Source organism: Dyadobacter sandarakinus (assembly GCF_016894445.1).
Taxonomy (GTDB): Bacteria; Bacteroidota; Bacteroidia; order Cytophagales; family Spirosomataceae; genus Dyadobacter; species Dyadobacter sandarakinus.
On sequence record NZ_CP056775.1, the window covers coordinates 5,966,955 to 5,987,173 of the forward strand.

17 protein-coding genes are annotated in these 20,219 nt (G+C 49.9%); 15 read left to right on the forward strand and 2 right to left on the reverse strand.

The annotated features are described in order from the left end of the window. Positions 1-24: 24 nt before the first annotated feature. The 13 genes from HWI92_RS24770 to HWI92_RS24830 all read left to right on the forward strand — a co-directional run bounded on the left by HWI92_RS24770 (position 25) and on the right by HWI92_RS24830 (position 16,699). A complete protein-coding gene (locus HWI92_RS24770; protein WP_204660083.1) occupies positions 25-894 on the forward strand; it encodes an ATP-grasp domain-containing protein in 870 nt (289 codons plus the stop codon). Further along, on the forward strand, positions 894-1,868 hold the full coding sequence (locus HWI92_RS24775) for a CDP-alcohol phosphatidyltransferase family protein (protein ID WP_204660084.1): 975 nt from the start codon (positions 894-896) through the stop codon (positions 1,866-1,868). The genes HWI92_RS24770 and HWI92_RS24775 overlap by 1 nt, the downstream gene beginning before the upstream one ends. After that, a complete protein-coding gene (locus tag HWI92_RS24780) occupies positions 1,849-2,922 on the forward strand; it encodes a lysylphosphatidylglycerol synthase transmembrane domain-containing protein (RefSeq protein WP_204660085.1) in 1,074 nt (357 codons plus the stop codon). The genes HWI92_RS24775 and HWI92_RS24780 overlap by 20 nt, the downstream gene beginning before the upstream one ends. Positions 2,923-2,956: 34 nt before the next feature. Continuing rightward, positions 2,957-3,661, forward strand: a complete 705-nt coding sequence (locus HWI92_RS24785) for an HAD family hydrolase (protein ID WP_204660086.1) — start codon at positions 2,957-2,959, stop codon at positions 3,659-3,661. 54 nt (positions 3,662-3,715) lie between these two features. Continuing rightward, positions 3,716-4,600 carry a PfkB family carbohydrate kinase gene (locus HWI92_RS24790; protein ID WP_204660087.1) on the forward strand — a complete coding sequence of 295 codons (885 nt, stop codon included), beginning with the start codon at positions 3,716-3,718 and terminating at the stop codon, positions 4,598-4,600. Positions 4,601-4,629: 29 nt separating this feature from the next. Continuing rightward, positions 4,630-5,199: a DUF4833 domain-containing protein gene (locus HWI92_RS24795; protein ID WP_204660088.1), complete on the forward strand. Its 570-nt coding sequence runs from the start codon at positions 4,630-4,632 to the stop codon at positions 5,197-5,199. Between the two features lie 133 nt (positions 5,200-5,332). After that, positions 5,333-6,082 (forward strand): carboxy-S-adenosyl-L-methionine synthase CmoA, encoded by a 750-nt coding sequence (gene cmoA / locus HWI92_RS24800; protein WP_204660089.1) that lies wholly within the window; start codon positions 5,333-5,335, stop codon positions 6,080-6,082. Beyond that, complete coding sequence (locus HWI92_RS24805) at positions 6,079-6,807, forward strand: methyltransferase family protein (RefSeq protein ID WP_204660090.1); 729 nt, start codon at positions 6,079-6,081, stop codon at positions 6,805-6,807. The genes cmoA and HWI92_RS24805 overlap by 4 nt, the downstream gene beginning before the upstream one ends. A 175-nt stretch (positions 6,808-6,982) precedes the next feature. Next, positions 6,983-8,263 carry an NAD(P)/FAD-dependent oxidoreductase gene (locus HWI92_RS24810; protein WP_204660091.1) on the forward strand — a complete coding sequence of 427 codons (1,281 nt, stop codon included), beginning with the start codon at positions 6,983-6,985 and terminating at the stop codon, positions 8,261-8,263. A gap of 150 nt (positions 8,264-8,413) precedes the next feature. After that, complete coding sequence (locus HWI92_RS24815) at positions 8,414-10,816, forward strand: GAF domain-containing protein (protein ID WP_204660092.1); 2,403 nt, start codon at positions 8,414-8,416, stop codon at positions 10,814-10,816. Between the two features lie 32 nt (positions 10,817-10,848). Beyond that, the gene (locus HWI92_RS24820; RefSeq protein WP_204660093.1) at positions 10,849-12,054 is read left to right on the forward strand and encodes a Pycsar system effector family protein; all 1,206 of its coding nucleotides are present in this window, start codon (positions 10,849-10,851) and stop codon (positions 12,052-12,054) included. After that, entirely contained in the window at positions 12,054-12,902 is an 849-nt protein-coding gene (locus HWI92_RS24825) for an SdiA-regulated domain-containing protein (protein ID WP_204660094.1), read from the forward strand. The genes HWI92_RS24820 and HWI92_RS24825 overlap by 1 nt, the downstream gene beginning before the upstream one ends. An 11-nt stretch (positions 12,903-12,913) precedes the next feature. Then, positions 12,914-16,699 (forward strand): metallophosphoesterase, encoded by a 3,786-nt coding sequence (locus HWI92_RS24830; protein WP_204660095.1) that lies wholly within the window; start codon positions 12,914-12,916, stop codon positions 16,697-16,699. Between the two features lie 11 nt (positions 16,700-16,710). Here the strand turns inward: HWI92_RS24830 and HWI92_RS24835 are convergent, their stop codons facing one another. Further along, entirely contained in the window at positions 16,711-17,025 is a 315-nt protein-coding gene (locus HWI92_RS24835; protein ID WP_204660096.1) for a hypothetical protein, read from the reverse strand. 65 nt (positions 17,026-17,090) lie between these two features. Continuing rightward, the gene (locus HWI92_RS24840) at positions 17,091-17,588 is read right to left on the reverse strand and encodes a DUF4142 domain-containing protein (RefSeq protein ID WP_204660097.1); all 498 of its coding nucleotides are present in this window, start codon (positions 17,586-17,588) and stop codon (positions 17,091-17,093) included. Positions 17,589-18,037: 449 nt separating this feature from the next. Here HWI92_RS24840 and HWI92_RS24845 point away from each other — a divergent pair, with 449 nt between their 5' ends. Together HWI92_RS24845 and HWI92_RS24850 are read left to right on the forward strand one after the other, a co-directional pair. Beyond that, complete coding sequence (locus tag HWI92_RS24845) at positions 18,038-19,819, forward strand: PAS domain S-box protein (RefSeq protein ID WP_204660098.1); 1,782 nt, start codon at positions 18,038-18,040, stop codon at positions 19,817-19,819. Then, positions 19,804-20,208, forward strand: coding sequence for a response regulator (locus tag HWI92_RS24850; RefSeq protein WP_204660099.1), 405 nt, complete (start codon positions 19,804-19,806; stop codon positions 20,206-20,208). Before HWI92_RS24845 ends, HWI92_RS24850 begins: the two co-directional genes overlap by 16 nt. The last annotated feature ends 11 nt before the right edge of the window (positions 20,209-20,219 follow it).

Below are 20,219 nucleotides of genomic sequence, written 5' to 3' on the forward strand. Positions count from 1 at the left end.
GCCGGATGAGTTGGCCACGCGTGAATGAATGCAATTGAAATTCTGGGTGTACACCGTAACAGGAAGTACTCGCCCAACCATATCGGAAACGATGATGCCATTTTTTCGCTGACAGCCCGCGAGCTGGAAAAAATGGGCTGCAAGGTCAGCATATGCTGTGAAAATGAGTTCCTGGACATGCAGGAAGTGCCTTTTGAAAGGATCTTCACCATGGCCCGCCAGAAAGAGGTAGTGTCGAGAATGCAGCAGCTTGAAAGCAACGGAATGAATGTGGTCAATTCTGCATTCGGCATTGAAAACTGTTTCCGTACCAATCTGACAAATGCATTGAACCAGCATCAGATCCCGGTAGCCGACAGCTACATTGTGCCTACCAGCTACCAGGAAAGTGATGTTTTTGAAAAAATAACGGGTAAAGGTTACTGGATTAAACGCGGGGATTTTCACGCGATCCATAAGGAGGATGTATCTTTTGCAGCCACTATTGGGGAAGCAAAGGAGATTTTACGGGAATATGCCTTGCGCGAGATCCCGGATGCGGTGATTTCGGAGCACCTGGTGGGTGACCTGGTGAAGTTCTATGGCGTGCGCGGGACAGACTTTTTCTTCTGGTTTTATCCCTACGACCGCAATCACCACAAGTACTCGGACTACCAGGCTATCAACGGAGGCTCGAAGTACTATCAGTTCAGCGAAGCAGACCTGCACGAAGTAGCGGGACGGGCTGCCGGTGTTGTTGGAATAGATATTTACGGAGGTGATGCCATCGTCAGCAAAGACGGTACTTTCCGCATCATTGACCTTAACGATTGGCCTAGTTTTGCACCATGCCGCGACGAGGCCGCAGGATTTATAGCTGACAGGCTTTATCAGAAATTTACAAACCAACATTGATGAAAAATATTCCGCCGCAAAACCCGGCACCTCACAATGCCGGCAACAAACCTGTTTCATTTGAAAGCACGCTGAAATCGAGCGACACCGAAGAGCAGATCGATATCTGGTTCTACCGGCCCATCGGTTTTCAGATCGCCCGTTTTTGTGCAAGTGTCGGCATTCGTCCCAACCCGGTAACCATCGTCAGCATTTTCTTTGGGGTCGGTGCGGGGATCCTGTTTTATTATCAGGAACTGTGGATCAATGTGATCGGTATGCTGTCGCTCATCTTTGCCAATTCGCTGGATAGTGCCGACGGCCAGCTGGCCAGGATGACCAATGATAAAAGCCGCCTCGGCCGGATACTGGATGGTGCGGCAGGGGATTTCTGGTTTATCAGCATTCACATTGCCATTTGCCTGCGCAGCATGAATGAGGGCTGGACGGAGTGGATCTGGGTATGGGGTGTACTGGCGGGTGCCTCCCATGTGATACAGTCGGCCATGGCTGATTATTACCGCAATGTGCATTTATTTTTCATCAAGGGAACCTCGGGAAGCGAGCTGGATAATACCCGTGACCTCCGGGCCGAGTACAACAAGCTTAGCTGGGAATCCAATTTCGGAGCCAAGTTTATTGCGCGTACTTATCTCAATTATACCAGTTTGCAGGAAAAATTCTCGCCCAGGTTACAGCAGCTGCTGGCATTGGTACAGAGCCGCTATGCAAACCGTCTGCCTCAGCGCCTGGTGGACAGCTTCCGTGAAAAGAACAAACCTTTGATGAAGTACACCAATATCGTACAGTTCAATACCCGGGTGATCTTCCTGTTTCTATGGTTGTTTATTGATCAGACCTGGATTTATTTCTTCTTCGATATGTTCATACTGAACCCGATTCTGATTTACATGATTGTAAGCCAGGAAAAGGTGAGCGGGTTCTTTTACAAAAAAATCAGTTCAGAAAACATTAATGAATTCCAAACTGTATAAGGCACTGTTCCTGATCATCGGGATCGTTTCGCTGGGCTATATGATCTATGGCACGGGCGTGGCGGTGATCTGGGAAGATATCAGCCGTACCGGGTACTGGTTTATTCCCGTGATCGGAAGCTGGCTGCTTATTTATATACTGAATGCCCTGGCTTTCCGCCTGATCATCCGTGAGCCGCAGCTGCCTGAGACCAATCTTTCATTCCGGTCGGTACTACGCCTGACGATCACGGGGTATGCCATCAATTATATCACGCCATTTGTGGCACTGGGTGGCGAGCCTTACCGCATTATGCAGCTCAAACCGGCATTGGGTATTCAGAAAGCCACTTCATCGGTACTGTTGTACAGTCTGATGCACATGTTTTCGCATGTACTTTTCTGGCTGGTATCCATTATCCTGATTGTAGCGGCTGTTCCGCTGAACAATATGATGCTCGGCGGGTGTTTTGCATTGCTTGTCGCCGGGCTGGGTTTGGGCTACTGGTTTATCAATGTGTATAAAAAAGGTTTTACGGTCAGCACCTTCCGGCTGCTGGAAAAAATCCCTTTTATTAAAACCAGGGCACGTGAATTTGCATTGAAAAATGCCGAAAACCTGTACGAGGTCGATGATCAGATCCGGATTTTATATGCGGAAAGACAACGTGTTTTCTATGCTTCGCTGGCTTATGAGTTTCTGGCACGGGCAATCGGTTGCCTCGAAATATATTTTACCGCACAGGCCATCGGACTTGAAATGACTTTGGTGCAATCCCTGATCGTCAGCTCGGGATCGTCCCTGTTTGCCAACCTGATCTTCTTTTTTCCAATGCAGCTGGGTACCCGTGAAGGTGGCCTCGCGCTGGCACTTACAAGTGTGGGCATGCCCGCAGCATCAGGCATATTCATCGGTGTGGTCATGCGCATCCGGGAGATTGTCTGGATCGTGATCGGTCTTGCATTGATTAATAAAAAAGTAAAAAACAAGGAGCTCAATGACCAGGACAACGCAGGCGAAAGTGAAATGAAGCCCGTACCTGTGGCATTGCCCGGTTCTTATTCAAAGAATTAACATCCATGCCGGCAGAAGGCATATTGCATACATAATGATTAAAGGAGTATTACTCGATTACGGCGGAACGATCGACACAAACGGGTTGCATTGGGCCAACGTATTGTGGGACAGTTACCGGAACAATCAGGTCCATGTACCTGAGGAGGCATTTGCGGCTGCGTACAAGTTTGGTGAGCGGGCGCTGGCCATTAACCCGATTATCCGTCCACACCATGTATTCGGCGATGTGCTGAAACTGAAAGTGGAGCAGCAGTTTGTTTCCCTCAGAGATCAGGGATTTGATCCGGATCCGGACCTGATCGGCCTCGTGGCCGCAGAATGTGAACAGTTTGCACGCACTACGGTGGAAAAAGCCGCGGGAACCCTGGCAAAACTAGCGGAGCAGTATCCGCTTGTCATGGTGTCCAACTTTTACGGCAATATCCAGGCGGTGCTGGAAGACTTTGGCATTGCAGGCTATTTTCAAAGTATTGTCGAGTCTGCGGTGGTAGGCTTTCGTAAGCCCGAGCCGCAGATTTACCAGCTGGGGGTTGACCGGCTTGGTTTTAGTCCGGCAGAGTGCGTGGTAGTAGGCGATTCATATTCAAAGGACGTTGTGCCGGCGCGTACCGTTGGCTGCCGGACCATTTGGCTGAATGTAAAAGGATGGGAAGAACAGCACGCTGCCGGAACGGACGCCGATGCTGAGATCACCGATTTTGCTCAGACACCCGATGTGGTGAGCAGGCTGGGCTAGTTGCAACCTTTGCCGCGGCACGATATGTGCTGCGACAAACTTAAAATTTTCTATATGTACGACATTTGTATCATTGGGCACATCACGCTGGATAAGGTTGTTACCACCAGTTCGGTCAAATACATGCCGGGAGGTACTTCCTTTTACTTTTCGAAAGCATTGCGCGCTTCGGGACTCAAATATATCCTGGTCACAGCGGTAGCCGGTTCCGAGCACCACATTGTGGAGGGTCTGCGGGCTGAAAGCATTGAGGTGTTTTCCCAGAAGAGCGAGCATACGGTTCATTTCGAAAATATTTACAGTGCCAACCAGGATCACCGCGAGCAGAACGTGCTGCACAAAGCCGCCCCGTTCACGGTCGCCCAGATGCCTGCCATCGAGGCGCGGATCTTCCACCTGGGGCCGCTGCTGTCTGATGATATCTCTGTTGATCTGATCAAAATGCTGGCTGAAAAAGGGGAAGTATCCCTCGACATCCAGGGTTACCTGCGCTATGTCAGCGACCGGAAGGTACTGTACACGGACTGGGCAGAAAAAGAGGAAGCATTGAAATACGTTTCCATTCTGAAAGCCAATGAATTTGAAATGGAGGTAGTGACGGGTACCAGCGATGTGGAGCAGGGAGCACGTTACCTTGCCGAAAAGGGAGTGAAGGAGGTTATCATTACGCTGGGAAGCAAAGGTTCCCTTGTTTTCAAAGAGGGACAATTTTACCAGATACCAGCATTTGCACCCTCCGCGGTGGTGGATGCTACCGGTTGCGGGGATACCTACATGGCAGGTTACCTGAGTAAAAAAGTACAAGGAGCAGGCGTGCAGGAAGCCGGGGAATACGGTGCCGCCATGGCTACCCTCAAAATCCAGTCGTCCGGGCCTTTTTCAGGCACAGCTGCGACAATCGAGGAGGTGCTCCGGGTGGTGAATATCTCCGACAAATAGTTGCTGCGGCAATTGATTGATAGTTTAAAATGAAAAAAAATGTTGTCAGCATGCCACTGGCATTTTGCCTGCTGCTGCTTTCGTTTACAGAAGTATTCTCTGTAACAACCCACTCCGGGAATAACAGTCCGGCTGATTTTCCTGTGCCGGCCAATGTTCCGCACCTTTTGTTTTACATCCAGCGCGACCCCAATACAAACACCATTTGCTATCAGCTCAATACCGATACCGAAGGACATTTGAGCGAGCGCAGTCCGGTGAATACGTTCTGGATCAAGTATGAGGAGGGCGGTGTGCGCAAGGAGCTGAATTACTTACAGAGAAAATTTGCTTACGGGATCAATGTGAAGTCTACCGGGAAGTCGACCTATGAACTCAGGTCTGTGGCCTACTCCAAATTGCCACTTTCCCTCAGAAAGGACCGGAACAACGAATACCACGTTTACGCCAGCATTGACAAGCGCGAATGCATACTGAGCCGGGTGTTTATCCGCATTGACGGAGGAACGTTCTGGTCGCCCAATGTACTTTACATAGAGCTGACGGGAACTGATGCCTTGACCGGGAAAACGGTTGTGCAAAGAATAAAACCTTCCTGACATACGCTCCGGCAGCACAGACCTGGCAGCTATGCCTGCAAAGACAATATGATCTGCTGTTTTTCTCCGATTGCTTTTTACCATTTCTTTCTCATTTTTATGGTATAATTCGGGAAAATTAAAGCTGAACCACATGAGCACTAAGCCGGAGCCGGGCAAAGACGACGTCTTCAAAGAAGAAATTACCAAGGTTTCGGATTTCAAATTCGGGACTACTGTTGTAAAAGTGTTCGACGATATGGTCAGCAGGTCCGTGCCGTTTTACAACGAAATGCAGCGGATGCTTGGTGAAATCGCGGCCGACCATGTTACTGAGGGCTCGTTCCTGTACGATCTGGGGTGCTCCACCGGAACTACCATGATCGAGGTTGATCAGCTCATTCCCTCGGATGTAAAGTTCATCGGCATTGACGAGTCGCAGGAAATGCTGGACAAATGCGGCCTCAAACTCAGAGAAGCCGGGTTTGTGCGTCCGTTTGAGCTTGTCGCGGGTGACCTGCACGAGCCGCTCCCGATCAAGAATGCCTCCGTGGTAATCCTTTGCCTGACCCTGCAGTTTGTGCGGCCTTTGTACCGTGAGCGCCTTTTGCGAAATATTTACGAGGGGCTTAATCCGGGCGGCGTGCTCCTGCTGGTAGAAAAAGTACTTGCCGAGAGTACCGTGTTCAACAGGGATTTTATCAAATATTACTATAACTACAAGCGCCGCAACCATTACAGCGAACTGGAAATTTCCCAGAAGCGGGAGGCACTGGAAAATGTTTTGATACCATATAAACTGTCAGAAAACCTGCTTTTGTTAAAAGAAACGGGTTTCGCAGAGTGTGAGACTTTTTTCAAATGGTACAACTTTTCCGGAATGATAGCCCACAAAAAACCATGATCGCAATCGGTAATTTCTTTTTCAGGTTCAGGAATTTCCTGTTCATTTTTCTGTACCTGCTTCTTTTTATCCCTTCCCCCGACATTTTTACGGCCTACCAGTTTGGCGAGCGTTATTATCTGTTTCCAATCGTGCTGGGTTTGCTGGTCACCATCACAGGCGAGCTGATCCGGGGCCTTACCATTGGGCTGGCATACATTGTAAGAGGAGGGCAAAACAGGCAGATTTATGCCGAAAAGCTTGTAACCGAGGGTATTTTCAACCATTGCCGCAACCCGCTTTACGTAGGTAACATACTGATGCTGCTCGGGGTGGGAATTTTGTCAAACTCTCTGGTCTATGTAGGAATTGTCATCCCGTTCTTTTTGTTCATATACCAGGCAATTGTACTGGCCGAGGAGAATTTTCTCCGGGGTAAGTTCGGAGCACAGTTCGACCAGTACTGCCGTCGCGTGAGCAGGTGGGGAATCAGGCTGTCAGGCTTGTCGGAGACCTTTGCCGGGATGCGGTTTAATTACAAAAGGTGGATTCTCAAAGAGTATAATACCTTGTTTGTATGGCTGGTAGGCATTGTTGCCATCATCCTGTACCGTTATCCCCAGCTGTTTGAAAGCGACGACGAGCGCCGGCAGATATTTGTAGCATGGGTGGTGTTTGTGGGAGTAGTATATGGCATCATCAAATACCTGAAAAAAACGGGCAAAATGACTGATGCAGTTGCCTGATGCAAGTTTGGCCCCGGTTTTCTGGTATGTTTTTTTACAAATGAATTTCCGTAAAAGCTGAGGGCGGCTTTGTCAGGCCGTATGCGGCTGAGATTTTTTATAATATCCAATGTCCGGCCTGCGTGAGCGCAGGCATCGATACTCCCTCCGGCATTACCAACAAACCATGACTGTTATGAGAATCGTTATCATTGGGGGAGGATTTGCAGGTGTTAACCTGGCCATGCATCTATCTGGCAGCAAGTACGAGGTGATCCTCGTTGATAAAAACAATTATAATTTTTTTCCGCCACTGATATACCAGGTTGCCACGGCTTTTCTGGAACCTTCAAGCATCAGCTATCCCTTCCGGAAGCTTTTCCGCGGTAAAAAGAACCTGCATTTCCGGCTGGGCGAACTGCAGCGGGTTGTTCCCGGTGAAAATAAGATTGTACTGAACAATGGAGAGCTGAGTTACGACTTCCTGGTTTTTGCGACAGGAGCCGAAACCAACTTCTTCGGCATGGAGAATGTCAAGAAGAACTCCACACCAATGAAAACGGTGGACGATGCCATTGAAATGCGGAACCGGCTGCTGCTGCAAATGGAGCATGCCACCATTTCCAATGATCCGGCCGAAATCAAAAAGCTTCTGACCGTAGTAATCGCCGGTGGCGGACCTACGGGCGTTGAAATATCTGGGATGTTTGCAGAAATGCGTAATGGCATTCTGCGTAAGGAATATCCCGAGCTGGCGGGCAAGGGTAGTGAAATTTACCTGGTAGACGGCGGTGATGCATTGCTGGCACCCATGAGCGTGAAATCGCAGCAGGATACCTATGAAGCCCTGTCGAAGCTTGGTGTGAAAATCAAGCTCAACAGCCATGTGACCGACTTCGTGGACGACCGTGTGTACTTTACGGATGGTGAAAGCATTGAGGCCAAAACGCTGATCTGGGCGGCCGGCGTAACCGGGAAGGTATTTGAAGGAATGCCTCCGGAGGCTTACGGTCGTGGCCGCAGGCTGCTGGTGGATGCCCATAACAAGGTAAATGGTTCGTACAATATTTACGCGATCGGCGATGCATGTTTGCAGCAAACGGATCCTAACTGGCCCAACGGCCATCCGCAGGTAGCACAGGTGGCAATCCAGCAGGGCAAAACACTGGCGCATAATTTCGAGCATATCGCCGAGCAGCAGCCATTGAAAGCATTCTCTTACTATGATAAAGGTTCTATGGCGATCATCGGCCGTGCAAAGGCCGTAGTCGACATGCCGCGGCCCAAGCTGCACTTCAAGGGTGTGATTGCCTGGCTGGCGTGGCTGTTTGTGCACCTTATTTCACTGATCAACCATCGCAACAGGGTGAAAACGCTGTACAACTGGATGGTTGCCTATTTTACAAAAGACCAGTCTTTGCGGATGGTCATTAAACCTTCGGTCGCGTCTAAAAGCGTGGAGTCCGTAGATCATTGACCAACGTTTATCACTGGCGTTATACACGACAAGGTAATAAACGGGAATATATTGCTGAATCTGAAAAACACTTGCTTATAACAGACTTCTACAATCATCACAGCTGAACAGGCTGCAAGCCCGGATTTCCATGTTTAAAAATTAATAATAATGGAACCGATTACGATTGATGTTACACAAAACACTCCTTACGGGCAACAAAAAACCGACTCTTCCATATCATTCCGCAGCTTCATAAAGCTTCTTGAAAGCAGGGTTGGTACTGAGCAGACATTCAAAAGGAACTTCTTCCAGCTTGTGCTGGACAAACTGCGGGCAGATCCGCGCTTTACGCAAAATATACCGTTGTCCGAAATCGGCAACTACCGCGAACAGCTCAGCTTGGTATATGGCATGCTGATGCCGCCTGTTACCAATGAAGAGGAAATATTCTGGGCGTTGGGTGCGCCGGTGAGCCCCATCGTTTTTTACGGAACTTCGGGTTTTTACCACCTGATCACCGAAAAAGGCGGTCATGAACTGCGTTGTGACCTGATTGATGATAAAGGTTTCAGTTTCAAACAAAAAGCTGAAATGCTTTACTCGTTTATCCTGGAAAGGTTATACCAGTTTCCTGCTTTTCATAACAATAATCTCATCATTACATTAAAGGACGACAGGACGCGCCTGCAGAAATACTATCGCCTTAATATTGATACCCGGTTCTGTGAAGTTTATCCCAAAGATGAACTGCCCCGCATTGATATAGACCAGATCAGGAATGAGCTGATGGAGCACGGCGACGTGACGCGCCTGGCCGAACTCCTGCCGCACACTTTATTCCGGTTTGAAGGTTTTTCTATCCTGACCCTCACGGATGTGACCGCGGAGCATGCGGTGGAAAATATCAAGAGCGCTATGCTTGAACGCGGCTCGTATGATAACGGGCAGAGCTACTTCGGGCATGTAGCCGAGTCGCTGCGGATGCTGGTGGGTAATCCGGAAGTGAACTTCGGCCTGATACCCCTGCTGAAAGTCAATAACAAAGTTGCATTCGACAAGAGCTTCATCCCGTTCAGCCGCATGATGAAGGCAGCCGAGCGCGACGATATTGCCGAGCAAATGTACAAAGGCATGGCAGAGGCATACTTTCATACGCCGAAGACATTCTTCCTGCGTACGGCCGATCGCCAGGGCGCGGAAGTAAGCCAGGCGGTGGAAATGCTGCGCCGCGATGGGCTGCAGTCTTATGCCCTCCTGCCGCTTTTCTTCGAAAAAAAGATTGTTGGTGTACTGGAAGCATTTTCTGAAACATCGGATGTGGTAGACGAGAAAGTAGCTGCACGGCTGGATATAGCCCTGCCGCTTGTGGCCCAGATGATGAACAGCTACATTGAGGAGTTCAATACCGAGATCGAGAATGTGGTACGTGACCGGTTTACATCGCTGCAACCCGCAGTGCAATGGAAATTCAGGGAAACTGCATGGCACTACCTCGCCGCCCGTAAAAAAGGCAAAAGCCAGGCTGCCGTGATCGAGCCGGTGTTTTTCAGGGACGTGTACCCGTTGTACGGCGCGATTGACATCCGCAACTCCACCATCGAGCGCAATCAGGCATTGCGCAGCGACCTGGAATGCCAGTTTATCATGCTGATCGATACGTTAACCGTATTGAAGCAGAAGCTGGGGTTCAATCTGACCGACGAGCTGATTTTTAAATGCAGAAGGTGGCTGGCCGGGATCATGGATCCGAATGCAGGTCTGGACGAACTCAGGATTGTCGAATTTCTCGAAAACGAAGCACACCCTTTTCTCCACCATTTCAGGGAAAATGCCATGGTGGAGGTTGAAAGCAGTTATGCCATCGAGGAGCCGGGTGCAGCTGAGCTCATCGACCGCTACTTCGCGGCGATTGACGAAGAGACCGGCGCCGCCAATACCCACCGGCGCGACCTTGAATCGTCCATGCAGAAGATCAACGCATCGGTGAGTACCTACCTCGACCTTTTCAAAACTGAGATCCAGCAGAGCTATCCCTGCTATTTTGAAAAATTCAGGACTGACGGGATCGAATATGATATCTATATCGGGCAATCCATTGAGCCTGGCCGTAAGTTCAGCGAACTTTATCTGAAAAACATCCGGCTGTGGCAGCTTACATCCATGGCAGCGATCACCCGCATCACGCATGCATTGATTTCCCAGATGGAAAAGCCGCTGCAAACAACCCAGCTCATCTTTATACATTCCAATAGCATTGACATCAGTTTCCGGGACGACGAGCGGCGGTTTGATGTGGAGGGATCGTATAACATCCGTTACCAGGTTATCAAAAAACGGATTGACAAGGTACATATCAAAGATACCGGAGAACGGCTTGTACAGCCGGGCAAGATTGCCATGGTATATTCCAACAATAAATCGGCCGACGAATATGCAGGTTACATCCGCTTTTTGCAGGAAAAGAATACCTTGCTGAATGATCTCGAATACCTCGATCTGGAAGAGTTGCAGGGCGTAAGCGGACTGAAAGCCCTCCGTGTGGGCGTGAACCTCGAAGCGGATTGGGACTGAACCTTGAAAATCCTTTTCAAATAAGACTGTAAATGAACTACCAACACCGGCTGGAAAAAGTAAAGCAATTTGTTCGCAAACATTTTGACCAGCAGGAGCAGGTCAGTTTAAGCTATCATAACCTGGAACATACCCGGGCCGTGGCGATCAATGCGGCAACCATTTCTGAGTATTACAACCTGGGCGAGCGTGAGAATTTCATTGTTCAGGCTGCGGCCTGGTTTCATGATACCGGCTATGTCAGCGGTGAGCCTGCCGGCCATGAGCAGCGCGGTGCCGAGCTCGCCGGCTCGTTTCTGCGCTCCGAGTCGATGGACGACAGCCTGGTAGAGGAGGTAAAAGGCTGCATTCTGGCTACTGTCTGGCCGCAGAGTCCACGTAATCTCCTGCAGGAAATTATCTGTGATGCCGACGTATTTCATTTTGGTACCAAAGACTTTTCTGACTGGAATAAGCTGGTCCGGAAAGAGGCCGAGGAGCGCAAAGGCTATAAGATCGACAAAAATGACTGGCGCAAAGGTACCATCCGGCTGCTCGAATCGCACCAGTATCATACGGCGTACTGTCGCGAAAATCTGGGAGCACAAAAGGCCAGGAACATCGCGAAGCTGAAAGAAAAGGTAGAAGATTCAGGAGATATCCCTGCCACACCGGTGCCCTCCGTGGTGCCACCCCAGGAGCCCGACAGAAGGAAAGAGAAGGGCGAGCGGCCTGAAAAAGGCATTGAAACCATGTTCCGCATCAGCTCCAACAACCACCAGCGACTGAGTGATATGGCCGACAACAAAGCCCATATTATGATCACGACCACGTCGATCATCATCTCTGTACTGCTGAGTGTGCTCATCCGCAAGCTTGAAGACAATACCTACCTGATCATTCCCACGGTGCTGCTGCTCACAATTTGCATGATTACCATGGTATTTTCGATTTTATCCACCCGGCCGTCAATCCCGGCGGGCACGTTTACCAGGGAGGACATTGAGGGCAAACGCGTGAACCTGCTGTTTTTCGGCAACTTTTACAAGATGACCTATGACGAATACTCGGAAGGCATGCAGCGTATGATGAACGATCGCGAATTTTTATACGGAAGCCTGACCAAGGATGTGTACTCGCAGGGTGTTGTTTTAGGGAGAAAATACCGGCTCCTGCGTGTTGCCTACAATGTTTTTATGTTCGGCATCGTAGCATCGGTCATTGCATTTATCATCGCTTCCACCTTCATTGAGCATTGATGAGGCTATTTTCCATTACCATTCTGATGCTCGGCCTGCTTGCCGCCAACTGTACTACCGAGAACAAAAAACAGGTTGTGTATACCGACTATGACCTGGGCAAGTCGGAGAAGTTTATCATGCCCGAAAGTCTGTCAGAAGTATCAGGTATTGCATTCAGCGGGGGGCGGAGTGATACCGTGTATGCTATTCAGGATGAAGATGGCAGCGTGTTCAGGCTTAAATGGGGCGAAAGCAATCAGAAACATACAAAGTTTGCAGGCAAGGGCGACTATGAAGATCTTGCGATTGTAGATGATACCATATATGTGCTCAATAGTAATGGGACGATCTACGCTTTTCCAGAAAGTGAAAATGCAAACGGAAAAGCTGCCGCAGTAACCGAATGGAAAAAAGTGCTGCCGAAAGGGGAGTATGAAGGTCTTGCTGCGGGCAGTACATCCGGCGAGCTGATCGTGCTCTGCAAGGATTGCCGGGATCATGATCCTGCGCATGAGGCCGCTGCTTACCGCCTGCGCCGGAGCGGAGGAGAGCTCCGGGTATCAGGGCGGATTACCGTGAATGTGGATAAAATAAGGAAGCTTTCGGGAAAGTCGCCCAAAGAATTTCATCCCTCGGGGCTGGCTTACCAGCCGCAACTCAGAAAATGGTACATCATTTCTGCTGCCAACAAACTGCTTGTTGTCACTAATACAGACTGGGTGGTAAGCGAGGTTTTTCATTTAAACAGCAACAAGTTCAACCAGCCCGAAGGCATTGCATTTGACCTCGGCGGCGCACTGTACATTTCCAATGAAGGCGATGATCTGACGAGCGGCAACATTCTCCGGTTTAATCTGAAACATTGAAAATTCCTGCTATGCAATCATTTTTGCGGACAGGCTGGATCTTATTCCTCCTTTCAGCCCTGGTATCATGTGCCGGGTACAAAACCTACCTGTCCGACGAAGGAAAAGGCTGGGAAAGCAATGCACCCGCACCTGGCTTGGTACTCAAACATACGATGTACCTCATTGGTGATGCAGGCAATGACTCCCCCGAAAGCCGCGCACCTGTACTCGAATATCTCCGCGCCAGGCTGGGTGATGAGCCGGCAAGCAGCTCCATTCTTTTTATGGGCGATAATATTTACGAGTATGGTTTGCCGCCTGCCGACGACTCTGCCGCCCGCAAAGTTGCCGAGTTTCGCATCAACTCGCAGCTTGAAACGCTCGATAACTTCAAAGGCCGCCCCATTTTCATACCCGGGAACCACGACTGGCGGGGATGGGGTGTGAAGGGTCTGAAGCGCCAGGAAAAATACATTCAGAAGTACCTTAACGAACGCCGCGGCAAAAAAGACAAGGACGATTGGGAGGATTACTTTTTGCCGCTCGACGGCTGCTCCGGCCCGGAAGTAGTGGAGCTGAACGACAATGTGGTCGTGATTGTGGTGGACTCGCAGTGGTGGCTCACGGACTGGGATCGTGACAGCAGAATCAATGAAGGTTGTGAGATCCGGAACCGTGAACACTTTCGATTTATTTTTGAAAATGTCGTACGCAAATACCGCAGCAAGCAGGTGGTAATCGCCATGCACCATCCTCCGTATACTTACGGCCCGCACGGCGGACGCTTTACAATCAAGCAGCATATCTTTCCGCTCACGGAGCTTAACCCGAAACTTTATATTCCATTGCCGGGCCTGGGCTCATTGAGCGCATTGTTCAGGGCCGGTATTGGTTCGCGCCAGGATGTAGCCAACAAGCTGTACAGAGAACTGCGCGCCGCCGTGCTTGCAGGAGCCAGAAAAAACGGGAATTTTATCTTTGCCAGCGGCCATGAACATACACTCCAGTACATCGAAAATGACGGGCAATCCTTCATCGTGAGCGGCAGCGGGTCAAAAAACAGTCCGGTAAGTCTGGGCAAAGGATCGCAGTTCGCAACATCGTCCCTCGGCTACTCCACCCTGCTATTTTACGAAGGTGGCGAAACCTGGGTCAACTACTGGCAGGTGCAGCCCGACGGCAGGGAGGCCAAACTTGTTTATCGAAAAAAAATCAATGGGCGACAGGTAGCAGCAGTTCCCGACTCCACAAATTACGCCAGCTACCATGCTCATGCAGATTCGGTGCAAAGCAGGGTGAGTAGCACGCCGGTGAAACCTGTGGGAGGGTTTCACCGGTTTTTGTTTGGTGAACACAACAGAGCCCTGTACCTGCAATCCTACCCGTTTGCCACGCTGGATCTGAATAAAGAAAAAGGCGGCCTGGTACCCGTAAAGCAGGGCGGCGGCAACCAGACCAACTCGCTGAGGTTGCGGGCAGCGGACGGACGCGAGTATGTGCTTCGCGGGCTGACCAAAGATGTTACCCGCTTTCTGCCTTTTCCATTCAATCAGATGGTAGCGGCCCGGTACCTGGTCGAAGACAATTTTCTTTCTACCAATCCATTTGCACCATTATCCATGCCCGTGCTTGCGGATGCGGCGCAGGTGTATCATACCAATCCCAGGCTCGTGTATGTGCCGGCCCAACCCGCACTCAATATGTATAATCCGGTTTTTGGAGGTACAATGAACCTGCTGGAAGAGCGGCCCGACGGTAAAAAGTGGAAGAATGCTTCCTATTTTGGGAGACCGGACAAGATCATCGGAACCCCTGAGCTGGTTGAAAAACTGCTGGAAAGCAGTGCAGACAGGGTCGACGAGCACTGGGCCTTGCGCACACGGCTTTTTGATTTTATCGTGGGCGACTGGGACCGTCATGATGATCAGTGGGCCTGGGCGGCTATCCGCCAGAAGGATGACCAGACCTTGTACCGGCCCATTCCCCGGGACCGCGACCAGGCTTTTTCCATGTACGACGGTGTCGTGACCGGCATTGCCAGACTTACCCTGCCTTTTTTGCGCCAGCTGCAAAGCTTCAGTCCTGAGATGGCCAGCATGAAATGGACTACCTGGAGTGCCCGCCTCTTCGACCGTACTTTCCTGAATGGTCTCAGTTGGGAGGAATGGGAAAAACAGGTTCACTTCATCCAGACCAACCTGACCGACGATGTTATTGACCGGGCATTTGACAACTGGCCTGCCGAGGCACGTGCGATCGCCTCACCTGCACTCATCCGCAGCATGCGCACACGCAGGGACAACCTGATGCACATTGCCCGCACCCACTATGAATTTGTAAGCAAAACAGTTGCTGTCATTGGTACTGACGAAAATGAGCGTTTTATCATTGAGCGGCTCGACGATGATCATACGCGGGTAAGTGTGTTTGAGCTGGGCAGGGAAGGCCGGGTAAAGCGCCAGCATTTCTTGCGGACGTTTGACCACGCGGTAACGCACGAGCTGGTACTCTATGGCAATGGCGATAAGGATGAGTTTGTTGTAAAAGGTAAGGTAAACAAAGGCATTAGGCTCAGGCTCGTGGGCGGGACGGGCAGGGATACGTTCACCGACAGCTCGCGGGTCAGCGGAGCGGGCAGGAAGACCTGGGTTTATGACGATCTGGGAAATAATGTGGTGAACTCTGGCAGCGAAACCAGGGACAAGCGCAGCAGCCTGTACCGCTACAATGTTTACGACCGCAGAAATGCCGACAGCAACTACGACATTACCATTCCGATCCCAATCTTAGGCGCTAACCCCGACGATGGATTTCTGCTGGGAGCCAACCTGAACATGACCCGGTACGGTTTCAAAAAAGAGCCCTATGCCTCTGTCCAGCACTTTGGCGGGAGCTATGCGTTCGCTACCAAAGGATTTAAAATCAATTACACAGGTGATTTTATTGATGCCCTCCGGCCTTTTGATTTTTACCTGGATACCTACTACCGTGGCCCTACCTACGCATTCAACTTTTCCGGGCTGGGAAATGCGTCGCAGCGCCCGGTTGACGATGCAGATTATTACCGTGTGCGGCAAACCGCATTGCGGCTTTATCCCGCATTGAAAAAACGCTTTGGCGGTCACACGGGCTTTGTGTCGCTGGGGCCTGTTTTTGCCTTATCCAAAATCCAGGACACGCCGGGCAGGTACATCACCAGCCATGAAAATGGTCTTCCGGCGAATGTATTTAACACGCGTTATTTCGGAGGAGGCAGGTTGCAGCTTGACCTCAGCAGTGTTGACAATATTTTCGCCCCTCACTCAGGCATCCGCTTCCACAGCGGATTGGACTGGACGCATAATTTTCAGAACGGACGCCAGTTTGCAGCACTGCAGGCACAGCTGGCTGTTTATTTCAGTCTGGATCAAAAAGAAAATGTGACCGTGGCAACGCAGGTAGGAACAGGGGTGAACTTTGGCACCGGATATGAGTTTTTTCAAATGCCTGCGCTGGGAGGGAACCAGGGTTTGAGAGGGTACCGTACCGAGCGTTTTTATGGCAAAAGCAGCCTTTGGCACAGTACCGACGTGCGGTTCAGGCTGGGCAGCAGCTACAATCCGGCACTGCCGCTCAGCTATGGCCTGTTTGCAAGCTTCGACTATGGCCGCGTGTGGTTGCCCGGCGAGCATTCCGGCAACTGGCATGACAGCTATGGTGGTGGACTCTGGCTAGCACCGGTGGATATCCTTACGCTGGCGGCGGGCGTATTTATTCCCAAAGAAAAATCCGAAGAGAAGCCCCGGATTGCATTCAGGATAGGATATTGGTTTTGAGGCAAAATGCTTTATTGCTCTGGTACCGGAAAACTGTTGATGCTGCCGGCGCCACATTCTTTGATTATGCCTGTTACTTTTTTTTCGTCAATATCGTCATTCACCAGCACGCTGAGCATGATCTCTGCTCCGGTTGGATTGTGGGCGGGTGCTGCCTGCTGAACCTGGGTTGAAGTCATCTGTCCATCGGTAAGGCGGTCACCGGGCGGCTCCACGCGGCTGGTAATTTCTATAAGCTCGTCGTCGATCCCGTTTTGTACCAGTGTTTCTCTTGCCTGGCGGGCTTCATTTTCCTGTTTGAAAATACCGATTATCGTTTGTTTCATAAATATCAGGTTTAATACGTGTTGTTGATGTCCCGGCCAGCATCTGGCATCGTGGATTTCCGTGCTCATCTGCTGCTGACCAGCGTATCGTGCATTGCTTTCGCTTTATCAAGCCGGTTTACAATGGCCGGCAGCTGGCTTGCAGCCCATTCTTTCAATGCATTATCCGAAGCATTTGTTGCCGCCTGATTGTACAACCGCTGCTGAGACAGGTGATGTCTTGCCATCATGTCCATGTAAGTCGAGTCAAAAAGGTTTTCAGGGGTTGTTGCCAGCGAGTCGAGCCGGCCTTGTTCTTCCCGCGAAAGTGTAGCAGAAAGTGAGATTTTACGTTCAACTGCGAGCGCTTTCAGCGAGGTTTGGATAGGCGTGTAAGCCTCCGTCATTTGCTGGCCGTATGCCGCCACAGCCGGGAACATCGCCTGGCTCGCAGCAATTTGTCCCGCATTGACCTGGAATAACCCGGCATCAGCACTCTGACTAATAAATTGCCTGTCGGCCTCACTCACCAGTCCGTCGCTCCGGTCACCATCCTTGCAGCCCGTGAAGAGGGTTATGAACATCAAACAAATCAAACCGGCGCGGAACATAGCGTGTAAGTAAAGTGACGAGGCTGACCCGATAATTACCATGCCAGTACGTTTCGAGTTTATTCTATACCAACATAAATGCATGGTTTGATCCCCCAAATTTTAATGTATGCCTTACGCTGATAGGAAGGTAAGTAAGTAAACCCCTGGTTACGGTTACAATTGGTTGTAGATTAGGTTATTACACTAACGTACACAGTTTGAATCAGTTAAATTTGATTTATCAGCAGTTGTTTAAAAAATCTATCGGTAAGTAATAATAATTCTACTAAGTTTTATGAAATTTGATTTAAATTACGAAAGGTGCATGTAAAGGATTTCGCCCATATTTGTGGTAAAATGCACGGTTTTTTGATAGTTGGCAGTGATTTGCGGTATTCATCATTAAAGTGCAGGATCAGCTGCCGTCAGGATTTAGTTTCATGATTAAGACGAGAGAGAAAGGATCTGCGGAAAAAGAAACATTGGTATCGGAAATCATCTATCATGATTTATTTGCGCTAAACCCGCATCCGATGTGGGTTTACGATACCACAACCCTCAGGATTCTGGAAGTGAACCATGCTGCCCTGGCGCATTATGGTTATTCCAGAGAAGAGTTCTTCACACTTTCAGTAGACGATCTGGTTGTGTGTACTGAACAAGCCCCTTCCTATGATACCTTGCAGGAGCTGCTTGCCATGCCATTTTCCAAACCTGCATGCAGGCACAGGAAAAAGAACGGGCAAGTGATAGACGTGGAGGTAAAGCGTAGGAGCATTACCCTGCAGGGGCGTGAGGCTGAACTGGTGGTAGCAGCGGATATTACTGACCTCAGTGAAGCAGAACATCGCCGGATGCTGGAATTTCAGCGTTTACGGGATGCCCAGAAAATTGCAAAGGTCGGATATTGGCGCCGTGAGATAGACCAGGATATCTCGGAATGGTCGGCGGAAATGTACGAGCTTTATGGCCAGGACCCTGTCACATTTATACCCACCTATGAAAATCTGATCGCCTGCTTTCACCCTGACGACCGGCACCTGCTCAACGATGAGACATTTGCACGGCTGCATACCCACGGGTTTTCAGATTTTGAACACCGGATCATTACCCATTCAGGAGAAATCAAATGGGTATTTCAGCGCCTGCAGTTTGAGCATGACCATCGCAACAACGTGGTTGCGATCAAGGGTATTATCCAGGATATTACCGAAAAGCACGAGGCTGACGAAAAGCTGCAGGAAAAGGAACACCGTTTTAAGGTGCTCGTTCAGGAGGGGGCTGACCTGATTGCTATTCAGGACTACCAGGGGTCCTATGAGTTTGTTAGTGAAAGCAGTAAACCAATTCTGGGAATACCGTGTGAAAAGCTGACCGGAACGAACTTTTTTGACTACATTCATCCCGACGACCGTCCTTCCCTGCAAAATCTTTTTGGCCGCCTGTGCCATGAGCGGCAGGTACGCAGTGAGCCGTTCCGGTTTCGAGCGGCTTCCGGAAATTATCGCTGGATGAGGACGATTGCCACGGATCTGACGCTTGATCCGGCCATTAAAGGTATTGTAACCAATACCCGGGACATTACAGAAACAGTATTGAAGAACCATGCCCTGCTTTTAAGCAATGAGCGGTACAAAATGATCCTCCGCGCAGCAAATGAAGCGGTTTATGCATGGGACATCAAACTTAATGTGATCGAATGGGGAAGCGGTTTTCAGGAAATTTTCGGCTACGATCTTTTAACTGCCGATAACAGGCTCTGGACCGACCACATTTATCCTGATGACAGGGATCGCGTACTTTGTCAGATGGGTCATGCGCGCAATGATGCCAGCATGGAAGTACTGGTGTTTGAATGCAGGTTTGTGAAGGCCAACGGAGAGACGGCGCAGGTGGAGCATCGTGTTGTTTTTACCCGCGACAAGTTTGGAAGGGCAATCAGGGCAGTAGGTTCGGTAAAAGATATTACTGCTTACAAGCAAAGCTTATTGAAAATTAAGCTTCAGAATGAGAAATTAAAGGAAATTGCCTGGGCCCAGTCTCACATTGTCAGGGCGCCGCTTGCCAGGATGATGGGACTGATCGAGCTTTTGAATACAGGTGGATGCGACAGCATGAGTGAGGCGGAAATTATGAACCATATCAGGACCTCGGCTGAGGAACTGGACAAAATCATTAAAGATATCGTAAGCAAAGCCAAGCCGTCATGGGTAGCAAATTGAAGATTATACTGGTGGATGATGATAAGATCATGTTGTTTTTACATGAAATGTTTCTGAAAAAAAGCGGGGTAAATAACGAAACAATACTATGCGGTAACGGTCAGGAAGCACTGGACCTGCTCGACAAATACAACAATCCGGAGGAGGTCTTTCTTGTGCTGCTTGATATTAACATGCCGGTGATGAATGGCTGGGAATTCCTCAGCGCAATCCGGAACAAGATCTATCCCCATCAGATCTGGGTCGTGATGGTCAGTTCGGCAACCGAAGACGCTGAGCGCGACAGGGCATTTACTTACCCGCACGTCATCGATTATCTTCAGAAACCATTAACAATCGAGAGCTGTAACCAGCTCAGGGAGTCTGCCGAGTTGAGGGCATATTTCTGATCTCCTGCACA